Raw genomic sequence first — 18,713 nt, 5'->3', positions numbered from 1 at the left:
CGCTACTTTTCAAAGTAGAATTTTTCACGCTTATTGTTGTAATTACCCACTTCATTCATGGTTTCGGCGTTGTATAAACGGCCGTTCACCATGGTGTAGTCTATCTTGTCACTGATTAAGATGTTTTCAGTCACATCACCGTCAATCACAATAATATCAGCAAGCTTACCTTTCTTAAGCGAGCCAATTTGGTGATCTAAACCATAGGTGATAGCTGGTGCTATGGTTGCTGTACGCAACGCTTCCAGTGGCGACATACCACCTTGCGACATCATCCAAATTTCCCAGTGCATCGCTAAACCTTCGCGCTGACCATGACCACCAGAGTTAACTAGTACACCTAGGTCTTGCATCTCTTTCGACACTTTTGCCACATTAATATGGTTATAGTGGTGATGAGGCGCTTTTGTTCGACGCATTGAACGCGGGTCTAATACATCGCTCGGTACGTATTTGCTTAGGCGCGGATGCTCCCAAACATTGGTTGTGTCATACCAGAAGTGCTCACCCGAGATACCACCGTAAGCAACACCCATGGTTGGCGTATAAGCCATTTCAGATGCTGACCAAAGCTGACGGATATCGTCGTAGATCTTTGCTGTTGAGATGGAATGCTCAAGGGTCGTATGGCCATCAACCACCATTGACAGGTTGTGTTGCAGCAATGAGCCACCTTCCGGCACTACCATCATGCCAGCTTCACGAGACGCCTGGATGAACTGCTGACGTTGGTTACGGCGAGGCTGGTTATAGCTTTTAACCGAGAAAGCACCCGCTTTTTGTAAACGTTCAACATGGAATTTAGCATCATCTAAGCTATCAACATGTGATGTGTAACCCGGTAAAGTCGCACCGTATAGAATACGACCCGTTGAGAACAAACGAGCTGCAGTGATCTTACCGGCTTTTTGCATTTCACTTGCCGCAAAGAACTCATGCGTGTCATTCGACGGATCGTGAATGGTTGTCACACCTAATGCTAAGCCTGCGTAGTTTTTCCAGTTTTGTTGAGGAATCAGCTGGCTTTCACCTTGCGCGCCATGCGCGTGCGCATCAATTAAACCCGGTACAATTGACTTGCCTGTGGTATCAATAACTTCAGCGCCACTTGGAATTTCTACTTCACCTTGCTTACCAACAGCGATGATTTTGTTACCTTCAACAACCACCACGCCGTTTTCAATCACTTCATTGTGATTCTCGCCTTCCATCGTGATAACTTTACCACCAGAGAAAGCAACAACGCCTGATGGCTTATCCGCTTTGTATTTAAAGCCGATTGGTGTCACCTTCACCTTGCTATCTTCAGCTTTTTCCTCGTCAGGCGCATCTGATTTAATATCAAATAACCCCGCAACTGAAGCTTGGTATAGGTCTGAACCTAAGCTCCAGTTAAGACCATTTGATTTCGCATTCCAACTAATATACTCACCTGCACGCACTTCTGATAACTGCTTAACCGGTAAGTTTTTCGCTGTAGGACCAATATCAATTGCATCACCACGCTCAGTTAACGGCGTAACGAATACTTTGAAGCGCTCTGTAAAGGCTAAGTATTCACCATCTGGCGAGACTTTGTATTCCGTTGCGAATTTGTTTTTGTAGAGCACTTTTTCGTTCTGACCATCAATATCAACACGTGCTAATGCAGGCTTTAAGCCGCTGCGCGTGACATAGATACGGTCATTTTGGCTACCAAAGTGTGGAAGCGTACCCGTTTCAGTTGCAAGCGTTGGCTCGCCACCTTTACTTGAAACGGTGTAAATACCTGGGTTTAAGCCCCACTTTGGATCAGTTATCCAGCCGCCTGATACCTTGCGGTAAACGACTGTTTTACCGTCTGGAGAGAAGCTAGGCTCAATGTACTTACCTGGCTCTTTAGTAATCTTCTTGCCTTTACCGCCGCGGCTTGAAACCACTCGTAAGTCACCAAGTTTTTCATCATCCCACGTTGCATAAACAATCTTCTTACCGTCGCGTGAGAAGCTTGGGTAGAACTCGAAATGATCTTTTTGTTTAGTTAAACGCTTCGGCTTTCCATCAGGTAATGAACGGGTGTAAATGTTACCCATGGCTTCAAATATCACACGCTTACCGTCTGGTGAAACCTGAACATTACGGAGCATTTTTACGTCAAATTCAGCTTGGTCGATATCTTGTTTAAAACGTAATGCCGTTTGAATTTTCTTCGTAGTGTTAACCTTGAATTCGATGTTTTTCGCTTTACCTGAGTCAACATCTAAGTGTTTAATTTTGCCGTCATCCCAGAAAATTAAACCTTCACCATCCGGTGTCCACGCCATTGTGGTGTATACACCGTGAATCGCCCATGTCTCTTGCATGTCACGTTCAAGGTCTTTGTAGATAAGCTTCTGCTCACCTGACGTTAAGTCGTAAAGGTATAAGTTTGACGCAAAGTCATCACGCGCAATGTACGCTAGTGTTTTGCCATCCGGTGAGGGCGTTGGGCGAATTGCACCACCACGACCACTAATCACGACTTCAATGTCACCGGTTTCTAGCTCAAGGCGCTTAATTTTATAAATGCCTTTTTCAGAGTCTTTACTGTAGTGAAAGGTTTTACCTGGTGTGGCATCTTGTGAGAAGTACACGTATTTGCCGTCAGGTGAAAATGCTGGCTCACCTAAATCTTTCTGTTCATTTGGACGCTTTGTTAGCATCACACCACTACCACCGGTTTTGTGGTAAAGCCATACTTCACCTGCACCTAATGAGCGCGAGCCGGTAAAGTGTTTACGGCCAACTAAATAGTTACCATCTGGCGACCATGCAGGGCTGTTTAATAAGCGGAAAGTTTCATTGGTAACCGCTTTAGCATCTGTGCCATCAGCATTCATGATCCAAAGATTGTCACCACCACCTTGGTCAGAGGTAAACGCTATGTATTTTCCGTCAGGGCTGAATCGAGGCTGCATTTGCCAAGCGATATCGGTCATCAACGGCTTAGCTTCACCGCCCGAAACTGGCATGGTGTAAATATCACCCAGTAAGTCGAAAACGACTGTCTTGCCATCTGGAGAAATATCAACGTTCATCCAAGTACCTTGGTCAACGTTAATGTTTACGTCTTTAAATTCGCCCTGTGGTTCATTAACGGACCACGCTTTTTTCTCTTCTTTTGCTGCTTCCGCCATAACCGGAGCAGACAAAGCGATACCAAGCGCTAATGCAACGCTTGAAAGTTTTGAAAGTCTCTTCGACATGTTGAATAAACCTATTTCTAGTGAACGTGCCAGCTCGTCTATGCGAGCTTAGTAATAATTGATCTCACCAATAAACCATATCGCGGTGAGAAAGGTAAAGGTATTTACGATAAACGGGGAAGTTTTGTCGACAACATCGACATCCCACTTCGGGAACAATGTGTCTAAAGCTATTGCTTCACATGAAAAGTCGAGCGCCTAGGCGCCCGCTTTTATTTCTGGTAACCCCAACGCGGCATCAATGACTGGTCGATACCTAAGTGGTCGAGAATACGACCGACCATAAAGTTGACTAAATCGCCTATCGATTTCGGTTCATGATAAAAACCAGGAGCGGCTGGCATAATAGTCGCACCTAATTCAGACAGCGCCAGCATATTGCGTAAATGAATAGTCGAAAAAGGCGTTTCTCTTGGTACTAAAATCAACTGACCTTTTTCTTTGATCACTACATCAGCAGCGCGCTCGATTAAGTTATCGCTCATGCCCTGGCTAATCGCTGCTAATGTCCCTGTTGAACAAGGACACACCACCATTTTTTTAGGTGCCGCAGAACCTGAAGCGACAGGCGAAAACCATTGCTCTTTGCCGAATGCAATAATTTGCTCTGGTTTTGCATCAAAGTAATCGATAAAAAACTGACTGGCCGCTTCTGGCGAGCCCGGCACCTTAATGCCTACTTCGGTATCAAAGACAACGCGTGCCGCGCTAGACATCAACACATACACTTGATGATTTGCCTGAACCAAGGCGCGAATTAACGTTAATGCATACGGCGCACCAGAGGCGCCAGTAATCGCGACAGTAATGGGCGATTGAAAGCCGTGAACGGTTGCTTGTTCAATTGTTTGAGTCATTGACTACCCTATAGATGACGTGCTGTTAATGATGCTAGCAGCTTATCGTGGAAACCACCAAAGCCGCCGTTGCTCATTACTACGATATGATCACCCGGTTTAGCTTCATCAGCGACCAGTTCTACTAACTTTTCTACATCATCATTGGCAATAAACGGCTGCGAGCATTGCGCTGCCATGTCAGCCACCGACCATTGCACTTTGTCGCCTTGCAGCACAAATACCTGATCTGATTTTGCTAAAGACGCCGCCAACGTATTTTTATGAACACCACTTTTCATGGTATTCGAGCGAGGTTCCAGCACCGCAATAACGCGTGAATCACCAACATGATCGCGCATCGCGGTTAGCGTTTTTTCTATCGCAGTTGGGTGATGGGCAAAGTCGTCATACACTTTGATATTGGCAACATCGCCGCGCAGCTCTAATCTACGCTTAGTGTTGATGTACTCACCCAAAGCGTCAATGGCAACACCCGCTGGCACACCTGCATGGCGAGCAGCACCAATCGCCATCAAGGCATTATCAATATTAAAGTCACCAATTAACGACCAGTTCACGGTACCTTGTTTAACACCGTCAATGTAGACGTCGAAAACGCTGCCGTCTTCTTTTACTTTGTCAGCATACCAACCTTTGTCTGTTTGCTGTGTGCCTGATGCTTTTTCTTGAGGTGTCCAACAACCTTGTTCTAAGGTTTGCTCAACATAGGTTTCATCGCTCGGCGACAAAATCAAACCATTGCTCGGCACCATGCGCACCAAGTGATGGAACTGACGCTGAATATCACTGATGTCATTGAAGATATCAGCATGGTCAAATTCCATGTTGTTGATCACCAATGTACGTGGACGATAGTGCACAAACTTAGAACGTTTATCGAAAAAAGCAGTGTCGTATTCGTCTGCTTCAATCACAAAGAACGGTGCGTTACCCAAACGAGCAGATACATCAAAGTTTTGTGGCACACCGCCTATAAGGTAACCCGGCGCTAACTTCGCGTATTCCAAAATCCAGGTCAGCATACTGCTTGTGGTGGTTTTGCCATGCGTGCCCGATACCGCCAATACCCAGCGATCTTTTAGCACATGCTCCAATAACCACTGCGGGCCAGACGTATAAGGGATATTGCGGTCGAGTACGTATTCCACCATAGGATTACCGCGCGCCATAGCATTACCCACAATGACCATGTCGGGTTCATCGTCTAAGTGCTCAGTTAGATAACCTTGTTTAAGCTCAATGCCTAACGCTTCCAGTTGGGTACTCATTGGCGGGTAAACATTAGCATCGCAGCCTGAAACGCGATGACCAAGTTGTTTAGCAATTGCAGCAATACCGCCCATAAAGGTGCCGCAAATGCCGAGAATATGAACGTGCATAAATCCCAAAACATCAATCGATTCAATTGCTCGACAATATACCTGACTCAATACGCCCTGCCTACACGCACCCTAATTTTTATGGCACTTTGATGACAAATTTCATAGTTTTGTCATTGCATTATCGCGATAGATTGCCCAAGATTTAGAGAGACTTTTCTCTTCATTATTCGATCTTCGTCAACAAGTTGTTGTTACGAAAAACAAGGAGTTATCTGTGGCATTTGTCCAGCTAGAGCAAATCAGTGTTTACCCTATTAAGTCATCCGCCGGCATCGATTTATCGTCAAGCTGGGTCGACAATATTGGTTTGCCGTTCGATCGACGATTTGTGGTGTGTGATAGCAAAGGACAGTTCATCACTGCACGTACACTACCAAAAATGTGCTTGATACAAGCGAACCTGACCCACGACGGCTTAGTATTAACCGCGCCTGACATGCCATTACTGCATGTGCAATATCAGCAATGTTTAGACGAGTATCAGCACGTTACGGTATGGAATGACACTATCTTGGGGCAGCGTTGCCACGAGGCTGTCGACCATTGGTTTAGTCAATATATTGGTCAGCCTGTACGGTTATTATATTTTGGCGAGCAATCGACAAGACACGTAAAGAATTCTAGCAACCCAGTCGCCTTTGCTGATGGCTACCCTTTGCTATTAATTTCACAAGGCTCGCTTGATGAACTTAACCGCCGCCTGAAACACAACGTCACGATGAAGCACTTCAGGCCAAATCTTGTTGTTAGCGGTTGCGAGCCTTTTGCTGAAGATGGTTGGAAGCACATCCGTATCGGCGAAGTAGAATTTGAACTAACCAAACCATGCTCGCGTTGTATTTTTACTACGGTTGAACCAACCACCGCCGAGAAACATCCACAAATGGAACCACTTTCAACACTGAAATCATTCAGGCAAGTTGAATCGGGCGATGTCATGTTTGGCCAGAACATTATTCCGCTCAACAAAGGCCAAGTGAAACAAGGTGACCAAGTCAGTGTGCTCAGCACGCAAGCGCCACCTGCTTTTGTGTTATCTAAAAAGAAAACATCGTCTACCAATAATGAACAGTTCTCTATGGTGTGCAGTCATATCTATGACGAAACGCATGATGTGAAAACCTTTGTGTTCAAACCGAAAAAAGGTGATATGCCAAGTTTTATCGCAGGCCAACACTTGCCTTTTAAGCTCAATATCAATGGCAAGAAAACAAACGCGGTTTATACCATTAGCTCATGCCCTTCGCGGCCAGAAACCTTATCGATTACGGTAAAAAGAGTACCAGACGGCAAAGTATCAAACTTCTTGCATGACCACTTTGCTGTTGGTGATGAAATTACCGCGAAAAGCCCTGCAGGTAAGTTTACCGTTGAGACCATATCGCAAGACAAAATTCTACTGCTTAGCGCCGGCAGCGGTATCACGCCAATGCTGTCTATGCTTAAGTCTTTAGTGGATAAAAACGACCACCGAGATGTTGTGTTCTTCCACTCTGCACGCAGCGAGAAAGACCTTATCGCGCTTGATGAAGTCGCAGCACTTGCAAAACAACACGGTAACTGCCGCGTCAGTTACACGCTTACGCAAAATGCGAAACCTGATTGGCAAGATTACCAAGGCCATTTATCGACACAAATGCTCGGTAATATTCCAGCACTTACCGAACGAGATGTTATGGTGTGCGGCCCTGAAGGCTTTAGGGAAAGTGCTAAAGCAATGTTGCTGGAATTGGGCCTGCCAGAAAAACAATTCCATTTTGAAAGCTTTGGAAAACGCTTCAACAAAACGCCAGAAGCCAAACCGGCCCCTGCTAACGTGAATATTTTATTCGATAGCTGGAACAAATCAGTGGCAGGCAACAGCAAAATGCCAATTCTCGACCAAGGTGAAGACGCAGGGCTTATTCTGCCTTACTCATGCCGTGGTGGCATGTGTGGCCGCTGCAAAGTTAAGCTGGAAAGCGGCGAAGTGCGCCAACTCGCCACTGACGGCTTAATGCCTGGCGAACAAGAACAGGGCTATATTCTGGCGTGTAGCTCTATTCCGCAATCTGACATTGTAGTGAGCAAAGGCTAATGAATACGTGCTCGCTGCCATCCGGTGCCGAGCACGGCATTATTGTACTGTACGACGGCGCATGCCCAACGTGCGTAGAAGACAGGCAAAAATACGAACGGTTCAAACGTATTGAACACAGCAACATTATCTGGCTAGACTTAAACACTGCGCCTGATGTCCTCAACACTTTCAATATTGAAGAACAGGACGCCATTTCAGAGCTGCACCTTATCGTCAACGGCAAACAAGTCGTTAAAGAGCTAGATGCCTATATTCTGCTATTTGCACAAATTCCGCGTTTCAAATGGCTGGCGGTATTGATTGGCCTTCCCTTGATTAAACCGCTACTCAGCCGCTACTATCGCTACCGTGTTCAGAAACGACTACAACGGACGAATCGCCTGTGACGCCGGCAGTAAATATCGCTAAAAAGCTAAAACTAGACTTCAACTTGCACCAATATCAGCATGATCCCAATGCGGAATCTTATGGGCAAGAAGCCGCCGAAAAACTTGGTATTAATAGTGAGCAAGTTTTTAAAACGCTCGTCGCAGAAAAAGACACTGGCGAATTGATTGTTGCTATTGTCCCTGTCGATAAACAACTCAGCTTTAAGCTGCTTGCCAAGGCTGCCAAATGCAAAAAAGTACAGATGGCAAAACCAGAGCATGTGCAAAAATCAACGGGTTATGTATTAGGCGGCGTTAGCCCGCTTGGGCAAAAGAAAAGGCTACCCACCTTTATTGATGAATCAGCGAATAGTTTTGATACTGTGTTTGTCAGTGGTGGTAAACGAGGGCTAGAAATAGAACTTAGCCCGCAAGAATTGTGTCAATCGCTGAATGGAACGTTTGCGCCGCTGGCGAGTTGAGGTTGGCGCTCGCCACCTTCCAGACTGAAAGTCTGTTTTGTGCCAAAAGCGGACAGTGGTAACGCCCCAAGTAAGGCTAAATCGCGCTTACAGAATGAAAAATCCAACCGCACGTTTTAAGACGCTCTGGTTTTGCTAATTAGAGCAGTTCTGCCATATATATTGGGTAACCCAATAAGTCATTTACCCGATGCTCAACTCCTAAATGAGTATAACATTGCTCATTAGTGAGGTATCGCATTCGGTACAAGGTTTCAATTTTCCTTTCCCCTATTTCAATCGCTCCGTGATCAACCAGCTTCTCTACAGGGTGCCTGAATGACCCTCTCCCCAAAGGTTCCCCTGAAGCACCTCGCCAAAGAGGTTCGCTCACTTCACCTTTAATCCCATTCAAAAGCATCTGCAATGCTGAGCAGCCAGACATTACTGTTCGATAAACTCCATCATCGAAATGGATTTGTGGCAACAACAAAAAAGTGCCATGCCAAGTCCATTCCTCATCAGTGAGTTGGTTTGAATCTGGGTCAGCAATCCATACCGCAAGCTCTTTAATACTTGGAATTCGGGATAGGTGCTCTTGAGTAAATATGAGTTTTGTTGCTTTTATTTGCTCAAATACGAATGGGATTTCGGTTTCGGAAGAAAGGAGAGACTCCATTACAAAAGGTCTAGATTGACTTACGAGGCCTCTTTTCACCAAAGCTTGATGCAAATTATCTACAAGCTTAGTAGAAGATAATATTTGACTGCTGAACTCCTTTTTTCGTTCGTATTTTGGATTTAGTGAGACACTAACACGGGACTCCTTTTTCGATGGCTTTGACTCATGGGTTGAAAGGTTAAGCTGCTGAGAATAATCCTGCACCAATCTATCATTTATGTAGAAATAGTCTTTCACACTGCGGTCCTTTTATGCGACAGTTTTTAGCTCTAACACACTGTTAAGTAGCTGGTAAAGTTTGGCTAATATGTGTATCGAAGCGAAGCCGAGCCAAACGGTAGCAGTCTCGTGCTTAAACAGCTTGCTATATGCTAACTACAAATTTGTTCCCAATTTCCATTTATGCAACGTCCAATTGTACAACCAAGCTTTGGTAGTGGCTTTAAACCGCAAGACATAGAAGGAGAAGAGTTACAAACTTGCTCCCATGAACCGTTAATACACCGACCTATTTTACACCCTTGTTTAGGTAAAGGTTTTAGACCGCAGGACATTGAAGGAGTTGAATTACAGACTTGCTCCCACTTTCCATTAATACAACGTCCGATTGTACAACCAAGGTTAGGTAAAGGTTTCAAACCACAGCTAAACGAATTTCCTATTACCTGACTTGGCCATAAGTAAACACTAAATAGAAAAACGAAAAAAAATTTATGCATTGACCTCTCCTTAGCATTTAACAATTTAATAGTCTGTATATCGCGCATTTCTCTACCAAGCAACTGCTCACTTTTCTGATTTTGACGTCTTTATCAAATTACCTAACCTTAATGATAGCTAAGAAAAAACTTGAACATTAGCAAAGAAGTCTAAAGAAAAAAGTGCGCAATTTATCAGAGTTGCCGTTCAGATTCGCGCTATCACCCCGCAAAGAGTTAACTACTCACCGGCCTTTTTGAAAGCTTTCTTTGTAAGGTACGGCGATGCATATTTAACTGTCTTGCAGTGGCTGAGATATTGCCTTTGTTGTCATTCAACACCCGCTGAATATATTCCCATTCCATACGCTCTGGTGACGATAAGGTATCGCTAGTCGCCTCAATCTCGCTAGATGAGCTGTCTCCGCTGTTTAGAATATTGAGTAGTGCTTGAATATCGATAGGTTTGGGAAGGTAGTCATCTGCGCCAGCTTTTATCGCGGCTACCGTGGTGGCAATACTGGCATATCCGGTAACCAGAATGATTTTACTGGCAGGCAGCAGTGCGCGTAGTTCACCGATCATCGGGATAGACGAATCGCCGTCGATATTCATATCAAGCAAAACAACATCTGGAGTCAACGTTTTCGCGGTTGGCAGTAATTGTTGCACTTGCTCGATATGCGTTACGTCATATTGTTGTTTAGCAAGCTGTCTAGACAGTACACGTGCAAAGGCGTTGTCGTCTTCTAGCAGGAGTAAAGGCGTCATCAATAACTCATCATAATTAAGCAAGCGGCAATGAAACTTGGCTGCGAGAGCCTTGTGTTAAGTTAAACAATCGCAACTCGCCGTTAAAACGCTCTATGGTGGCGTTTGCCAGCGCCAGCCCCATGCCCATGCCTTTTGTTTTTGAGCTCACCGCGCGGTGACCGAGTTGGTCGAGTAATTCAGGTGCAATGCCCTGCCCTTTATCGTCAATATTGATAACAAGCTGTGGGCTGGTGTCTATATTTGCGATATCCACAGAAATATCGATGTCACTGTGATTATTAGCAAGACTGGCAAATGCAGCATTTTCTAGCAAATTAGTGAGCGACATTTGCAAATTAAAGTCAGTCATCAAGGTTTTGTTTTCCAGTGCTTTGGAAATCGACAGCTGGTATTGCACATCGTTTCTACTTACCCACCAGTATTGCAGTGTTTGTTCAATAAATTCTTTCGCGGGTTGGGTTTTAAGCTCGGTGGTCTGATGTTCTCGCGACTGCTTGGCAATGGTGTGCACTGTGGCATGGCAAGTATCAATTTGCGCAGAGAGGTCATCAACAATGGTTTGGTCAAATTGCTTGTCTTGATTAAGCTCATCAACCAATAATTTCGCTGTCGACAGCGGCGTGGCTAAACGATGCGTTGTATTAGCACTAACGGTTGCTAAGGTAAGTATTTGTTCGTCTCGCAGCTGGCGTTCTCTTAATTGATGAATTTGCTGCTCTTGAGTCACAATGGCTTGGCGCTGCTGCGTAACAAACCAGGTAATCAACACGGTTGACACACTAAAAGTCAGCCACATACCAGATAAATGACTAGCGAATGACGCGGAGAGATGTTCAAAATGCGCCGCATGTCCTTGCATCATCAAACCACTGTATATGGCGATTGCCAAGCCGGTGACTAACCAAGCCACTCGACGTCTTACCTGCATAGCAGCAACAATAACGGGCAAATACAAAACGGAGACACCGCCATTGCTGGCACCGTCATGAAACAAGAGAATAACGCCGTAGAAGCACAGGTCGATAATAAAGGGCGTTGCACTTAACGCAATTTGGCCTGCAGAGTCCGCAGAGTTCAGGTACAACTTTTCGCGATTAATCAGCAGTAACGATAACGCATAACCGGCACATACCGCCCACACCCACGGTTGTTCTTTTTCACCAGCAAAAAAAATGGCTACAAGGGTGAGGACCCAAAGTAGCCAGGGTAGAAAAAACCAAGCGGTTTTCTGCGGAAATTGTGTCACGCGAATGTTCCCTGAGCCTTTATTCGTCATTCAGGCTAAAAACCTTCGCCGTTAAAATCAAGTGCCGTCGTCACACTAAAATGCGTATTGCCAACCAGCAACTAAGGTGCTGTCTGTCTCCATTTGAATACCATCAACGTCTTGGTCGATTGGCGTAATATATTCAAGCGCTATTCGGTGCCCTTTCAAGGCGCCTTGTGTAAACACATAATTAACGCCAATTGCCCCGTCGAGTTGGTTGTATCCGGTCATCATAGGGTCGGCTGTTGGCATCATCATAGGGTTAAGTCGTGGGTCAGCACCGTCTGTTTCTTCTTGGTTGGTAAGAGCAAGTCGTGCTGAAACACTGACATTGTGCGTAACGCTGTACGCTAGCCAGTTTTGCCAAAGTATTTTGTCGCCCTTGCGGTAATCTTCGTCGTTATACTCTAGCGCGGTTTCATAGTTAAACTGGGTGCCGAACTGCCAGTCATGTTTGTCATAAACAAAGGTAAACGCGCCGAATAAATGGTAGCTGCCAGACCCTAATTGCATGCGATAGCCAAGCACGGCATTTGGGTTCATTGGCGTTGAATCTTTTTGGTCGATATCACCAGTAGGGATGGATACGCCGACTGTGAAATGTGAACGATAGTGTTCTTCATTGAAGGCGTTAATCAATGCCGATACGCGTGTATCGCCTAGCCCTGAAGAGGACGTGCTAAAAGCGGTGTCCATGGTCATCATATGGTTCATGCTTTCGTCCATATGATCGTGCATGTCGCCATGCATATCGCTCATACCATCAGACATGCCGTCTCCTGCACCATGTTCTATTCCACCGTCCATAGCTGGCATATGCATACGCATGACACTATCCATCTCGTTATCAAGATAGTTAACCATCAACATCAAGGTGACATCGTCAGTTGGCGCATACATCATGCCTAGCATGTGCATTTTCATATCCATTTTCTTCGGTGCCATCATGTAATCGTTAAGCACGTCATCAAGCGGGATACTGTCATCACCACTTAATAAGCCTTCCATTTTCATATCCATGTAGCGATATGAAACCATCCACTCACCTGCTTTATGAAGATGATCGCCCATGACCGAAATGGGTGCATGCGAAATAGCAGGCGACGGTATGCCCGATTGGTGATTTTGATCGGCAAATACTTGAAGAGAAAGAAGCGACAACGCAGAAAATACAACAGATTTGTTCATTACATTATTATTGTGTGCAGCGAATTAACGAGTGAAAGTCTAACGACCTCGGACACAAATTCACATGCGACAAATTGTCGCACCCTGTAAATTTCACTGTAATTACGCTACCTTATCGCTACACAAAAGTTCTGCTGGCGGCGACTGTATTTTCGATGAAGTTAAATTGTGATTTAGGTGAAAGTTTTGGTGCGTGGCAAATGGGTAATGATGCCGACATTATGCCGCTGATTGATCAAGCAAACATTGCATGTGGCATGCATGCGGGTGATCCGTTAATTATGCATCACACAGTGAAACTTGCCGCGCAGTACGACACAGAAATTGGTGCGCACCCAAGCTATCCGGATTTACAAGGGTTTGGACGCCGCAGCATGGTGATGAGTGACGAAGAGCTGACCGCCTATTTGCATTACCAAATTGGGGCCTTGAATGCGATAGCGAGTACTTACAATCAGAAAGTAACCTACGTAAAGCCCCATGGTGCGCTTTATAACGACATGATGGCTAAGCAATCGTTATTCGCCACGGTTTGCCGCGCTATTGCCGCAGTTGATGATAAGCTTGCCTTGGTTATTCAAGCTATTCCTAATACGACACCGTTTACACAAATTGCCGCACAATTTGGCATTACATTGCGCTTTGAAGCGTTCGCTGATCGCAATTACCTCGATTCGGGTTTGCTAGTGCCGAGAAGCCACCCAAGTGCTGTTATTCATGATACGGATACAGTGGTTAATCGCATCAAAGCGCTTATCAACACAGGACAAATGACGTCAATAAGCGGTGTGCCGCTTTCATTGAAGGTCGATACCTTGTGTGTTCATGGTGATACGCCTTCCGCATTGGCGCTAGTAAAAGCGATTCGACAAGAAATCGGCTAATGCGTGCAAACACTTTCAGTCTTCCCAGTATTCATATCTGCGCAGAAGATGCCGTAACTATTGGCTGGCCAGCGACGCTAGACCAAGTGATGCACCAGCACATTTTGCAGTATCAACATACGCTGCGAGCACATTTAGCGTCGGTGTATATTGATAGCGTAGTCGGTTTTCATACCTTAACGGTGTACTTTGATTTTACCCAAATTACCAACCAACAACTTATCACCAAGCTTGAACAGCTGCTGAATGATGTTCATGAGGATATAGCCGACACGGCAAGCAGCAAGCTAATTGAGATACCCACATACTATGGCGCGGAAGCAGGCATTGATATTGATGATATTTCACAGGCAACGGGGCTTAGTGCAGAAGAGATAGTCACATTACATAGCCAGCGCTCTTATCACGCCTATGCATTAGGTTTTACCCCCGGTTTTTGTTATCTCGCTGATATTGATAGCAAGCTAAAGCTACCAAGACGCGCTAGTCCTAGAGTGCGCATGCCTGCTGGCTGTGTGGCTATTGCTGAAGAGCAAACCGCGGTTTACCCAACCGATTCGCCCGGCGGTTGGCATATTATCGGTCGTACGCCATTAAACATGTTTAGCTACACCGAACAGAGCATTGAGACGACAATATCTGTCGGTGATGAAGTGAGATTTGTGCCTATTTCAAAAGCGGAATACCTGTCGCTTGGAGGGTGCCTTGACTAACACACCGATTAACACACTGGCTAACGTACTTTCGGTAACCAAAGGTGCGGAACGTGTCTCGCTTCAAGATATTGGTAGACCCGCAAGTCAAAGCTTGGGGGTACCTGCTTCTGGTGCTGCCGATGAATATGGCTTCTTACTCGCCAACAACCTGCTAGGAAACAACGCAAATTCACCCGCGTTAGAAGTGGTTTTTGGGCAAATAAGTTTCACCGTTTCAAGCAGTACGCGTATCGCCATAACAGGCGCTAACTGCACCGTTAAACGTAATGGCGAACCTGAAAAGCAAGGCACATGTATTCATCTTCACGCCAATGACACAATCGAGCTTGGCGCGTTTGAGAAGGGAAATTATGCTTACATAGCGATTAAAGACGGGTTTAATGCGACACCTTGGCTAGAAAGCGCTGTTTCGAAGCATGAATCCAGTACCAATACCTTAGTTGCTGAGTGTGAATTTGGGTACGAAGGTAATATCACCGAACTGCCTAAGCCTTTATGTAAACCCTGGCCTTTTTATGTTGACAGTGAAACGGCGGTACTGCGCTTTATTCCTTCGCCTGCGTGGTTAAATTTACCTAAGGTTTTAAAAGAAAAAGTAGTAGCTACGTCTTTTACGATAGACGCAAACAGCAACAAAATGGGGTTTCGACTCAACGCTGATGGATTAGACGCTGTGGCTGAGCGTATTAAAGACGAAACCAGCCCTTTTTCATCGCCTGTCAGTTTTGGTCAGATACAATTACCCGCTGCAGCGCAATGGATAGTACTGATGAAAGACAGGCAAACCATGGGCGGTTATCCAAGTATTGGCACCGTGATGAAAACCGACTTATTCCGCCTATCACAGCTACGTGCAGGCACAACTGTGCGGTTTATCCCAATTGCATTTGAACAGGCACAATTGCAGTTGTCGGCTTTCTATCAACGATTGAATCTTATCCCTTAAAACTCGTAGCCCAGACTGACGACAAAACGGTAATCGTCTTTATCAGGTACGCGGCCATCCTCTTCTGGACGTGGTTTGTCGACACGGTCAACATACAAGGTTAGGTCTAGATCAAAGTCATTAATCAACTCAATTTCAACACCTGTTTGTAAATGATGAATAAGCTCACCCGCTTCTTCACTAACGATTTGTACCTGATACTTCGTTTCAAAATCGATGTCTTTAGTTAACTCCCACTCAAAATAGGTACCTAGCATGAGTACAGAGGAGTTTTCCGTATCGTCTTCTCCCGGCTCTACTTCAATATAACGGGTTTGTTGATAGCTAGGTCCTGCCGTGACATCCCACTGAATATCGTCCGTTTCTACCACGTGATAACCCAAACCAACCCCCAACGTAGCACGGTAATCAATATTACCTAGTTCATCTGCGAAATATTCAAAGTCTGCAGCCCTGAAAAAGATTCGTTGTGAGAAGAACCAGTCGTAAAACGCGGTCAAACGCCTACTGTTAGCGGTTTCAGTCGTCTCACCCGTGTCTTTATCTTCACTCTCAGAGAAATTGGCAACAAAATCTGCTTTCAGTCTACTGGTAGAGGTACGGCGCTGTGCTTCTGCGCTGAAGGTATAGTCGAGCGTTTCAGTGTTACCTTTACGAAAATTCGCACCAAAGTTTACTTCGCCGTCCCATAAGTCGAGCTCATTATCTTCAGCTGACGCGATAGACAGTAATTCCTTGAGTGGTAACTCGTAGGTTCTATCGGTATCAATTACTTTCAGTTTCCCGTCCAGAATAACCACTTGCCCTTCAACGATGGTGCCGTCGTCCATACGAATGCTTTGCACACCTTTACTGCGAAGTTCAGCAATGTCTTCAATATCGATGGTTTGAATACCAAACTCATCGCTATCAAACTCCAATTCTTCGTCGTACATGGCAATGATATCGCCCTTTAACCACTCGCCCGATGTGGTTTGGATCCAATCAAAATCTTGTGAAATTTTAGGACGTGGTGGTTTCCACTTTTCATTCGTTTCGGCAAATACAGCCCCCGAATAAAAAGGTAGTGTTGCGCAACCCAAAGATAAAACCAAAAGTGAACTTGTCAGCCTTGGCATATGAAATCCTTACCATTTTTTGTTTTTATATCTCTAACACTAGCAGGTTACGGTGATTTGTCAGCTTGGTTACCGAATGCTTTCCATAGCATTTCATCAATACTGGATATAGAATAGCGCGGTTTTAGCTTACTCTCGGTGATTTTGTGCTGTTAATGATCGACAATTACGACTCGTTTACCTTCAACTTAGTGCATTACTTTGAAGCACTGGGCGAAACGGTAAAAGTGGTTCGTAACGACGAAGTCAGCATTGACGATATCGAGCAACTTGCGCCCAACTACTTGGTTATATCTCCTGGTCCGTGCGATCCAGATAGCGCCGGTATTTCGCTTGCCGCTATTGAAGCATTTGCTGGAAAAATTCCATTGCTTGGCGTGTGTTTAGGCCACCAGAGTATTGCACAACATTATGGTGCGACTGTTGAGCGTGCCAGAGAAGTGATGCACGGCAAAACAAGTTTAATTAGCCATGTTCAAGGTGGATTATTCGAGGAGTTACCAAACCCTTTAGAGGTCACTCGCTATCATTCACTGATTGTCAATAAAGAGAGTTTGCCTGAAGAATTAGCGATTACTGCGTGGACAACACGAGAAGACGGCTCATTTGATGAAATAATGGCGTTGCAGCATAAAACACTGCCTATCGCGAGTGTTCAGTTCCACCCTGAGTCGATTATGACAGAAAGTGGCCACGCTCTACTCAAAAACTTTTTATCGGCATATAATAACTGGTCGGTGTGACAAACTAATGATTTATAAGCATTAGCCGATATATAATCATCTCTAACTAAAAATATAATAATTACTATAATTCATGCGATTTTTTGAACAACACGACATAACGTTCGAGCTTTACCAACGCTACGTCAGTCTTACCATCAATAAAGACTTTGCTCACCAACTGTCGGGCTCTGTGTTTATTGCTGGGGAGCAAGACAGCGAGCAGTCGTTCCGTCGCCGTGAATTATTAGCTGTAGAAGAACAAGCCAAGCAAAACCAAATCATCAAAGAACATGGCGAGCAGCACTTTCGCAACCAAGTAAAAACCAAATTTTTTACGCGTGTAGGCTCAGAGTTCAACAGTGAAATTGAAGACAAGGCACATTTTTTTCAACAGTTTTTAAAAATTGAAGGCGCTGTTGCAGACATTCTAGAAATTCTGTCATTACGTGCTGCGTCGATTAATCGTATATCGCCGCTTGTGCGCAGTCTTGATTGGTTATCCAATGACGTAGTGAACTTGGTCAACAAGCCGCAATACCGTAAAAACTCCGATGTGACAGTATCAGATTCTAACTTAGCTATCAGTTACATTGGTTTAGAAAACCTTAAGCTAGTCATGCCAACGTTTATTCTGAAACATTGGCTTCCAACCAGCACTGCACCGCACCCATTAATGAAAAGAAAGCTATGGAACGATAGCTTATCGGTGGCGTTAGGATCGCGCGTACTAGCCGAGTCACATGGTATTGATTGGTACCACGCGTTTGCTGCGGGCATGATGTCAAATTTAGGTGTATTAGCGACTACTCGCTGCTTTATGGCGAAGTTCAACGAAATATACAATCAAGAGGTCAAAGAAGCCTACGATAATCGCGACAAGCGTTTGCATGATGCGTTAGTTAGCTTGGAAGGTTCGCCAGAGCTATTACTCGAGCATATTCTTAATCGAGGCTACACCGTTGGCGCTGATTTAGTTGAACAAATGCGATTTGATCGCCTACCTATTACTGAGCCTTTGTTTGATTTGGGCTTTGGCACAAACTGTAAGCAAATGTCAGATATCGCTAAAATCGTGGTGAAAGCCAAAGCGTACGTGATGTTCAGAAGCTTAGCAAAAGACGACCTAATCGATAATGATGAAGCCAAATTGTTGTTGTCGTCAGCCAACCTTACTGCTGCTGATGTTTCATTGCTGAAGAAAAGCGATATTGATCACATCAAGTTAAACTTCAAGTAACCCCAAAATAGCTTTCTTTTTCATCTTTGGTGAAAAAATCGCCCAGAAGCGCAATTATTTGCCATAATTTTTTTTGATTAGTTATGAAAAGTAATCATAACGT

At 44.8% G+C, this 18,713-nt stretch carries 16 protein-coding genes; 8 read left to right on the top strand and 8 right to left on the bottom strand.

Annotation, left to right across the window (positions count from 1 at the left end):
• Positions 1-2 precede the first annotated feature (2 nt).
• The 3 genes from ACFSJY_RS14880 to mpl form a co-directional block, all read right to left on the bottom strand.
• Positions 3-3,224, bottom strand: coding sequence for an amidohydrolase family protein (locus ACFSJY_RS14880; RefSeq protein WP_386035866.1), 3,222 nt, complete (start codon positions 3,222-3,224; stop codon positions 3-5).
• Positions 3,225-3,436: 212 nt separating this feature from the next.
• On the bottom strand, positions 3,437-4,081 hold the full coding sequence (locus ACFSJY_RS14875; RefSeq protein ID WP_386035863.1) for a flavin prenyltransferase UbiX: 645 nt from the start codon (positions 4,079-4,081) through the stop codon (positions 3,437-3,439).
• A gap of 8 nt (positions 4,082-4,089) precedes the next feature.
• Entirely contained in the window at positions 4,090-5,463 is a 1,374-nt protein-coding gene (mpl, locus tag ACFSJY_RS14870) for a UDP-N-acetylmuramate:L-alanyl-gamma-D-glutamyl-meso-diaminopimelate ligase (RefSeq protein WP_386038406.1), read from the bottom strand.
• Between the two features lie 217 nt (positions 5,464-5,680).
• On the opposite strand from mpl, the gene ACFSJY_RS14865 reads away from it, so the two are divergent.
• Genes ACFSJY_RS14865 through ybaK form a run of 3 tightly spaced genes read left to right on the top strand, consistent with a single transcriptional unit; the run spans position 5,681 to position 8,396 of the window.
• Positions 5,681-7,543 (top strand): MOSC N-terminal beta barrel domain-containing protein, encoded by a 1,863-nt coding sequence (locus tag ACFSJY_RS14865; protein ID WP_386035860.1) that lies wholly within the window; start codon positions 5,681-5,683, stop codon positions 7,541-7,543.
• The gene (locus ACFSJY_RS14860) at positions 7,543-7,932 is read left to right on the top strand and encodes a thiol-disulfide oxidoreductase DCC family protein (RefSeq protein ID WP_386035857.1); all 390 of its coding nucleotides are present in this window, start codon (positions 7,543-7,545) and stop codon (positions 7,930-7,932) included. Before ACFSJY_RS14865 ends, ACFSJY_RS14860 begins: the two co-directional genes overlap by 1 nt.
• Complete coding sequence (ybaK, locus tag ACFSJY_RS14855) at positions 7,929-8,396, top strand: Cys-tRNA(Pro) deacylase (protein WP_386035854.1); 468 nt, start codon at positions 7,929-7,931, stop codon at positions 8,394-8,396. Before ACFSJY_RS14860 ends, ybaK begins: the two co-directional genes overlap by 4 nt.
• A 139-nt stretch (positions 8,397-8,535) precedes the next feature.
• Here the strand turns inward: ybaK and ACFSJY_RS14850 are convergent, their stop codons facing one another.
• From ACFSJY_RS14850 to ACFSJY_RS14835, 4 genes are all read right to left on the bottom strand, one after another.
• A complete protein-coding gene (locus tag ACFSJY_RS14850; RefSeq protein ID WP_386035852.1) occupies positions 8,536-9,294 on the bottom strand; it encodes a hypothetical protein in 759 nt (252 codons plus the stop codon).
• 698 nt (positions 9,295-9,992) lie between these two features.
• On the bottom strand, positions 9,993-10,526 hold the full coding sequence (locus ACFSJY_RS14845; RefSeq protein WP_386035849.1) for a response regulator transcription factor: 534 nt from the start codon (positions 10,524-10,526) through the stop codon (positions 9,993-9,995).
• 16 nt (positions 10,527-10,542) lie between these two features.
• Positions 10,543-11,805, bottom strand: a complete 1,263-nt coding sequence (locus tag ACFSJY_RS14840; RefSeq protein WP_386035846.1) for a sensor histidine kinase — start codon at positions 11,803-11,805, stop codon at positions 10,543-10,545.
• A 45-nt stretch (positions 11,806-11,850) separates the two neighbouring features.
• Positions 11,851-12,984, bottom strand: coding sequence for a transporter (locus ACFSJY_RS14835; RefSeq protein ID WP_386035843.1), 1,134 nt, complete (start codon positions 12,982-12,984; stop codon positions 11,851-11,853).
• Positions 12,985-13,139: 155 nt separating this feature from the next.
• Here ACFSJY_RS14835 and ACFSJY_RS14830 point away from each other — a divergent pair, with 155 nt between their 5' ends.
• From ACFSJY_RS14830 to ACFSJY_RS14820, 3 genes are read left to right on the top strand one after another with little or no spacing between them, the layout of a single operon-like run.
• Positions 13,140-13,868: a 5-oxoprolinase subunit PxpA gene (locus tag ACFSJY_RS14830; protein WP_386035840.1), complete on the top strand. Its 729-nt coding sequence runs from the start codon at positions 13,140-13,142 to the stop codon at positions 13,866-13,868.
• A complete protein-coding gene (gene pxpB / locus ACFSJY_RS14825) occupies positions 13,868-14,581 on the top strand; it encodes a 5-oxoprolinase subunit PxpB (RefSeq protein ID WP_386035837.1) in 714 nt (237 codons plus the stop codon). Before ACFSJY_RS14830 ends, pxpB begins: the two co-directional genes overlap by 1 nt.
• Positions 14,574-15,530, top strand: a complete 957-nt coding sequence (locus ACFSJY_RS14820) for a 5-oxoprolinase subunit C family protein (protein WP_386035834.1) — start codon at positions 14,574-14,576, stop codon at positions 15,528-15,530. The genes pxpB and ACFSJY_RS14820 overlap by 8 nt, the downstream gene beginning before the upstream one ends.
• On the opposite strand, the gene ACFSJY_RS14815 is transcribed toward ACFSJY_RS14820, so the two are convergent.
• Entirely contained in the window at positions 15,527-16,648 is a 1,122-nt protein-coding gene (locus tag ACFSJY_RS14815; RefSeq protein WP_386035831.1) for a DUF481 domain-containing protein, read from the bottom strand. The two genes, ACFSJY_RS14820 and ACFSJY_RS14815, sit on opposite strands and share 4 nt — an antisense overlap.
• A 146-nt stretch (positions 16,649-16,794) precedes the next feature.
• Between ACFSJY_RS14815 and ACFSJY_RS14810 the strand changes: the two genes are divergently transcribed.
• Both ACFSJY_RS14810 and ACFSJY_RS14805 read left to right on the top strand, forming a co-directional pair.
• Positions 16,795-17,391: an anthranilate synthase component II gene (locus tag ACFSJY_RS14810; protein WP_386035828.1), complete on the top strand. Its 597-nt coding sequence runs from the start codon at positions 16,795-16,797 to the stop codon at positions 17,389-17,391.
• 73 nt (positions 17,392-17,464) lie between these two features.
• Entirely contained in the window at positions 17,465-18,610 is a 1,146-nt protein-coding gene (locus ACFSJY_RS14805; RefSeq protein ID WP_386035825.1) for an HDOD domain-containing protein, read from the top strand.
• The last annotated feature ends 103 nt before the right edge of the window (positions 18,611-18,713 follow it).

This window comes from Thalassotalea euphylliae (assembly GCF_042682785.1).
GTDB classification, from domain to species: Bacteria; Pseudomonadota; Gammaproteobacteria; order Enterobacterales; family Alteromonadaceae; genus Thalassotalea_F; species Thalassotalea_F euphylliae.
This window is presented reverse-complemented; position numbering and strand designations above follow the sequence as displayed.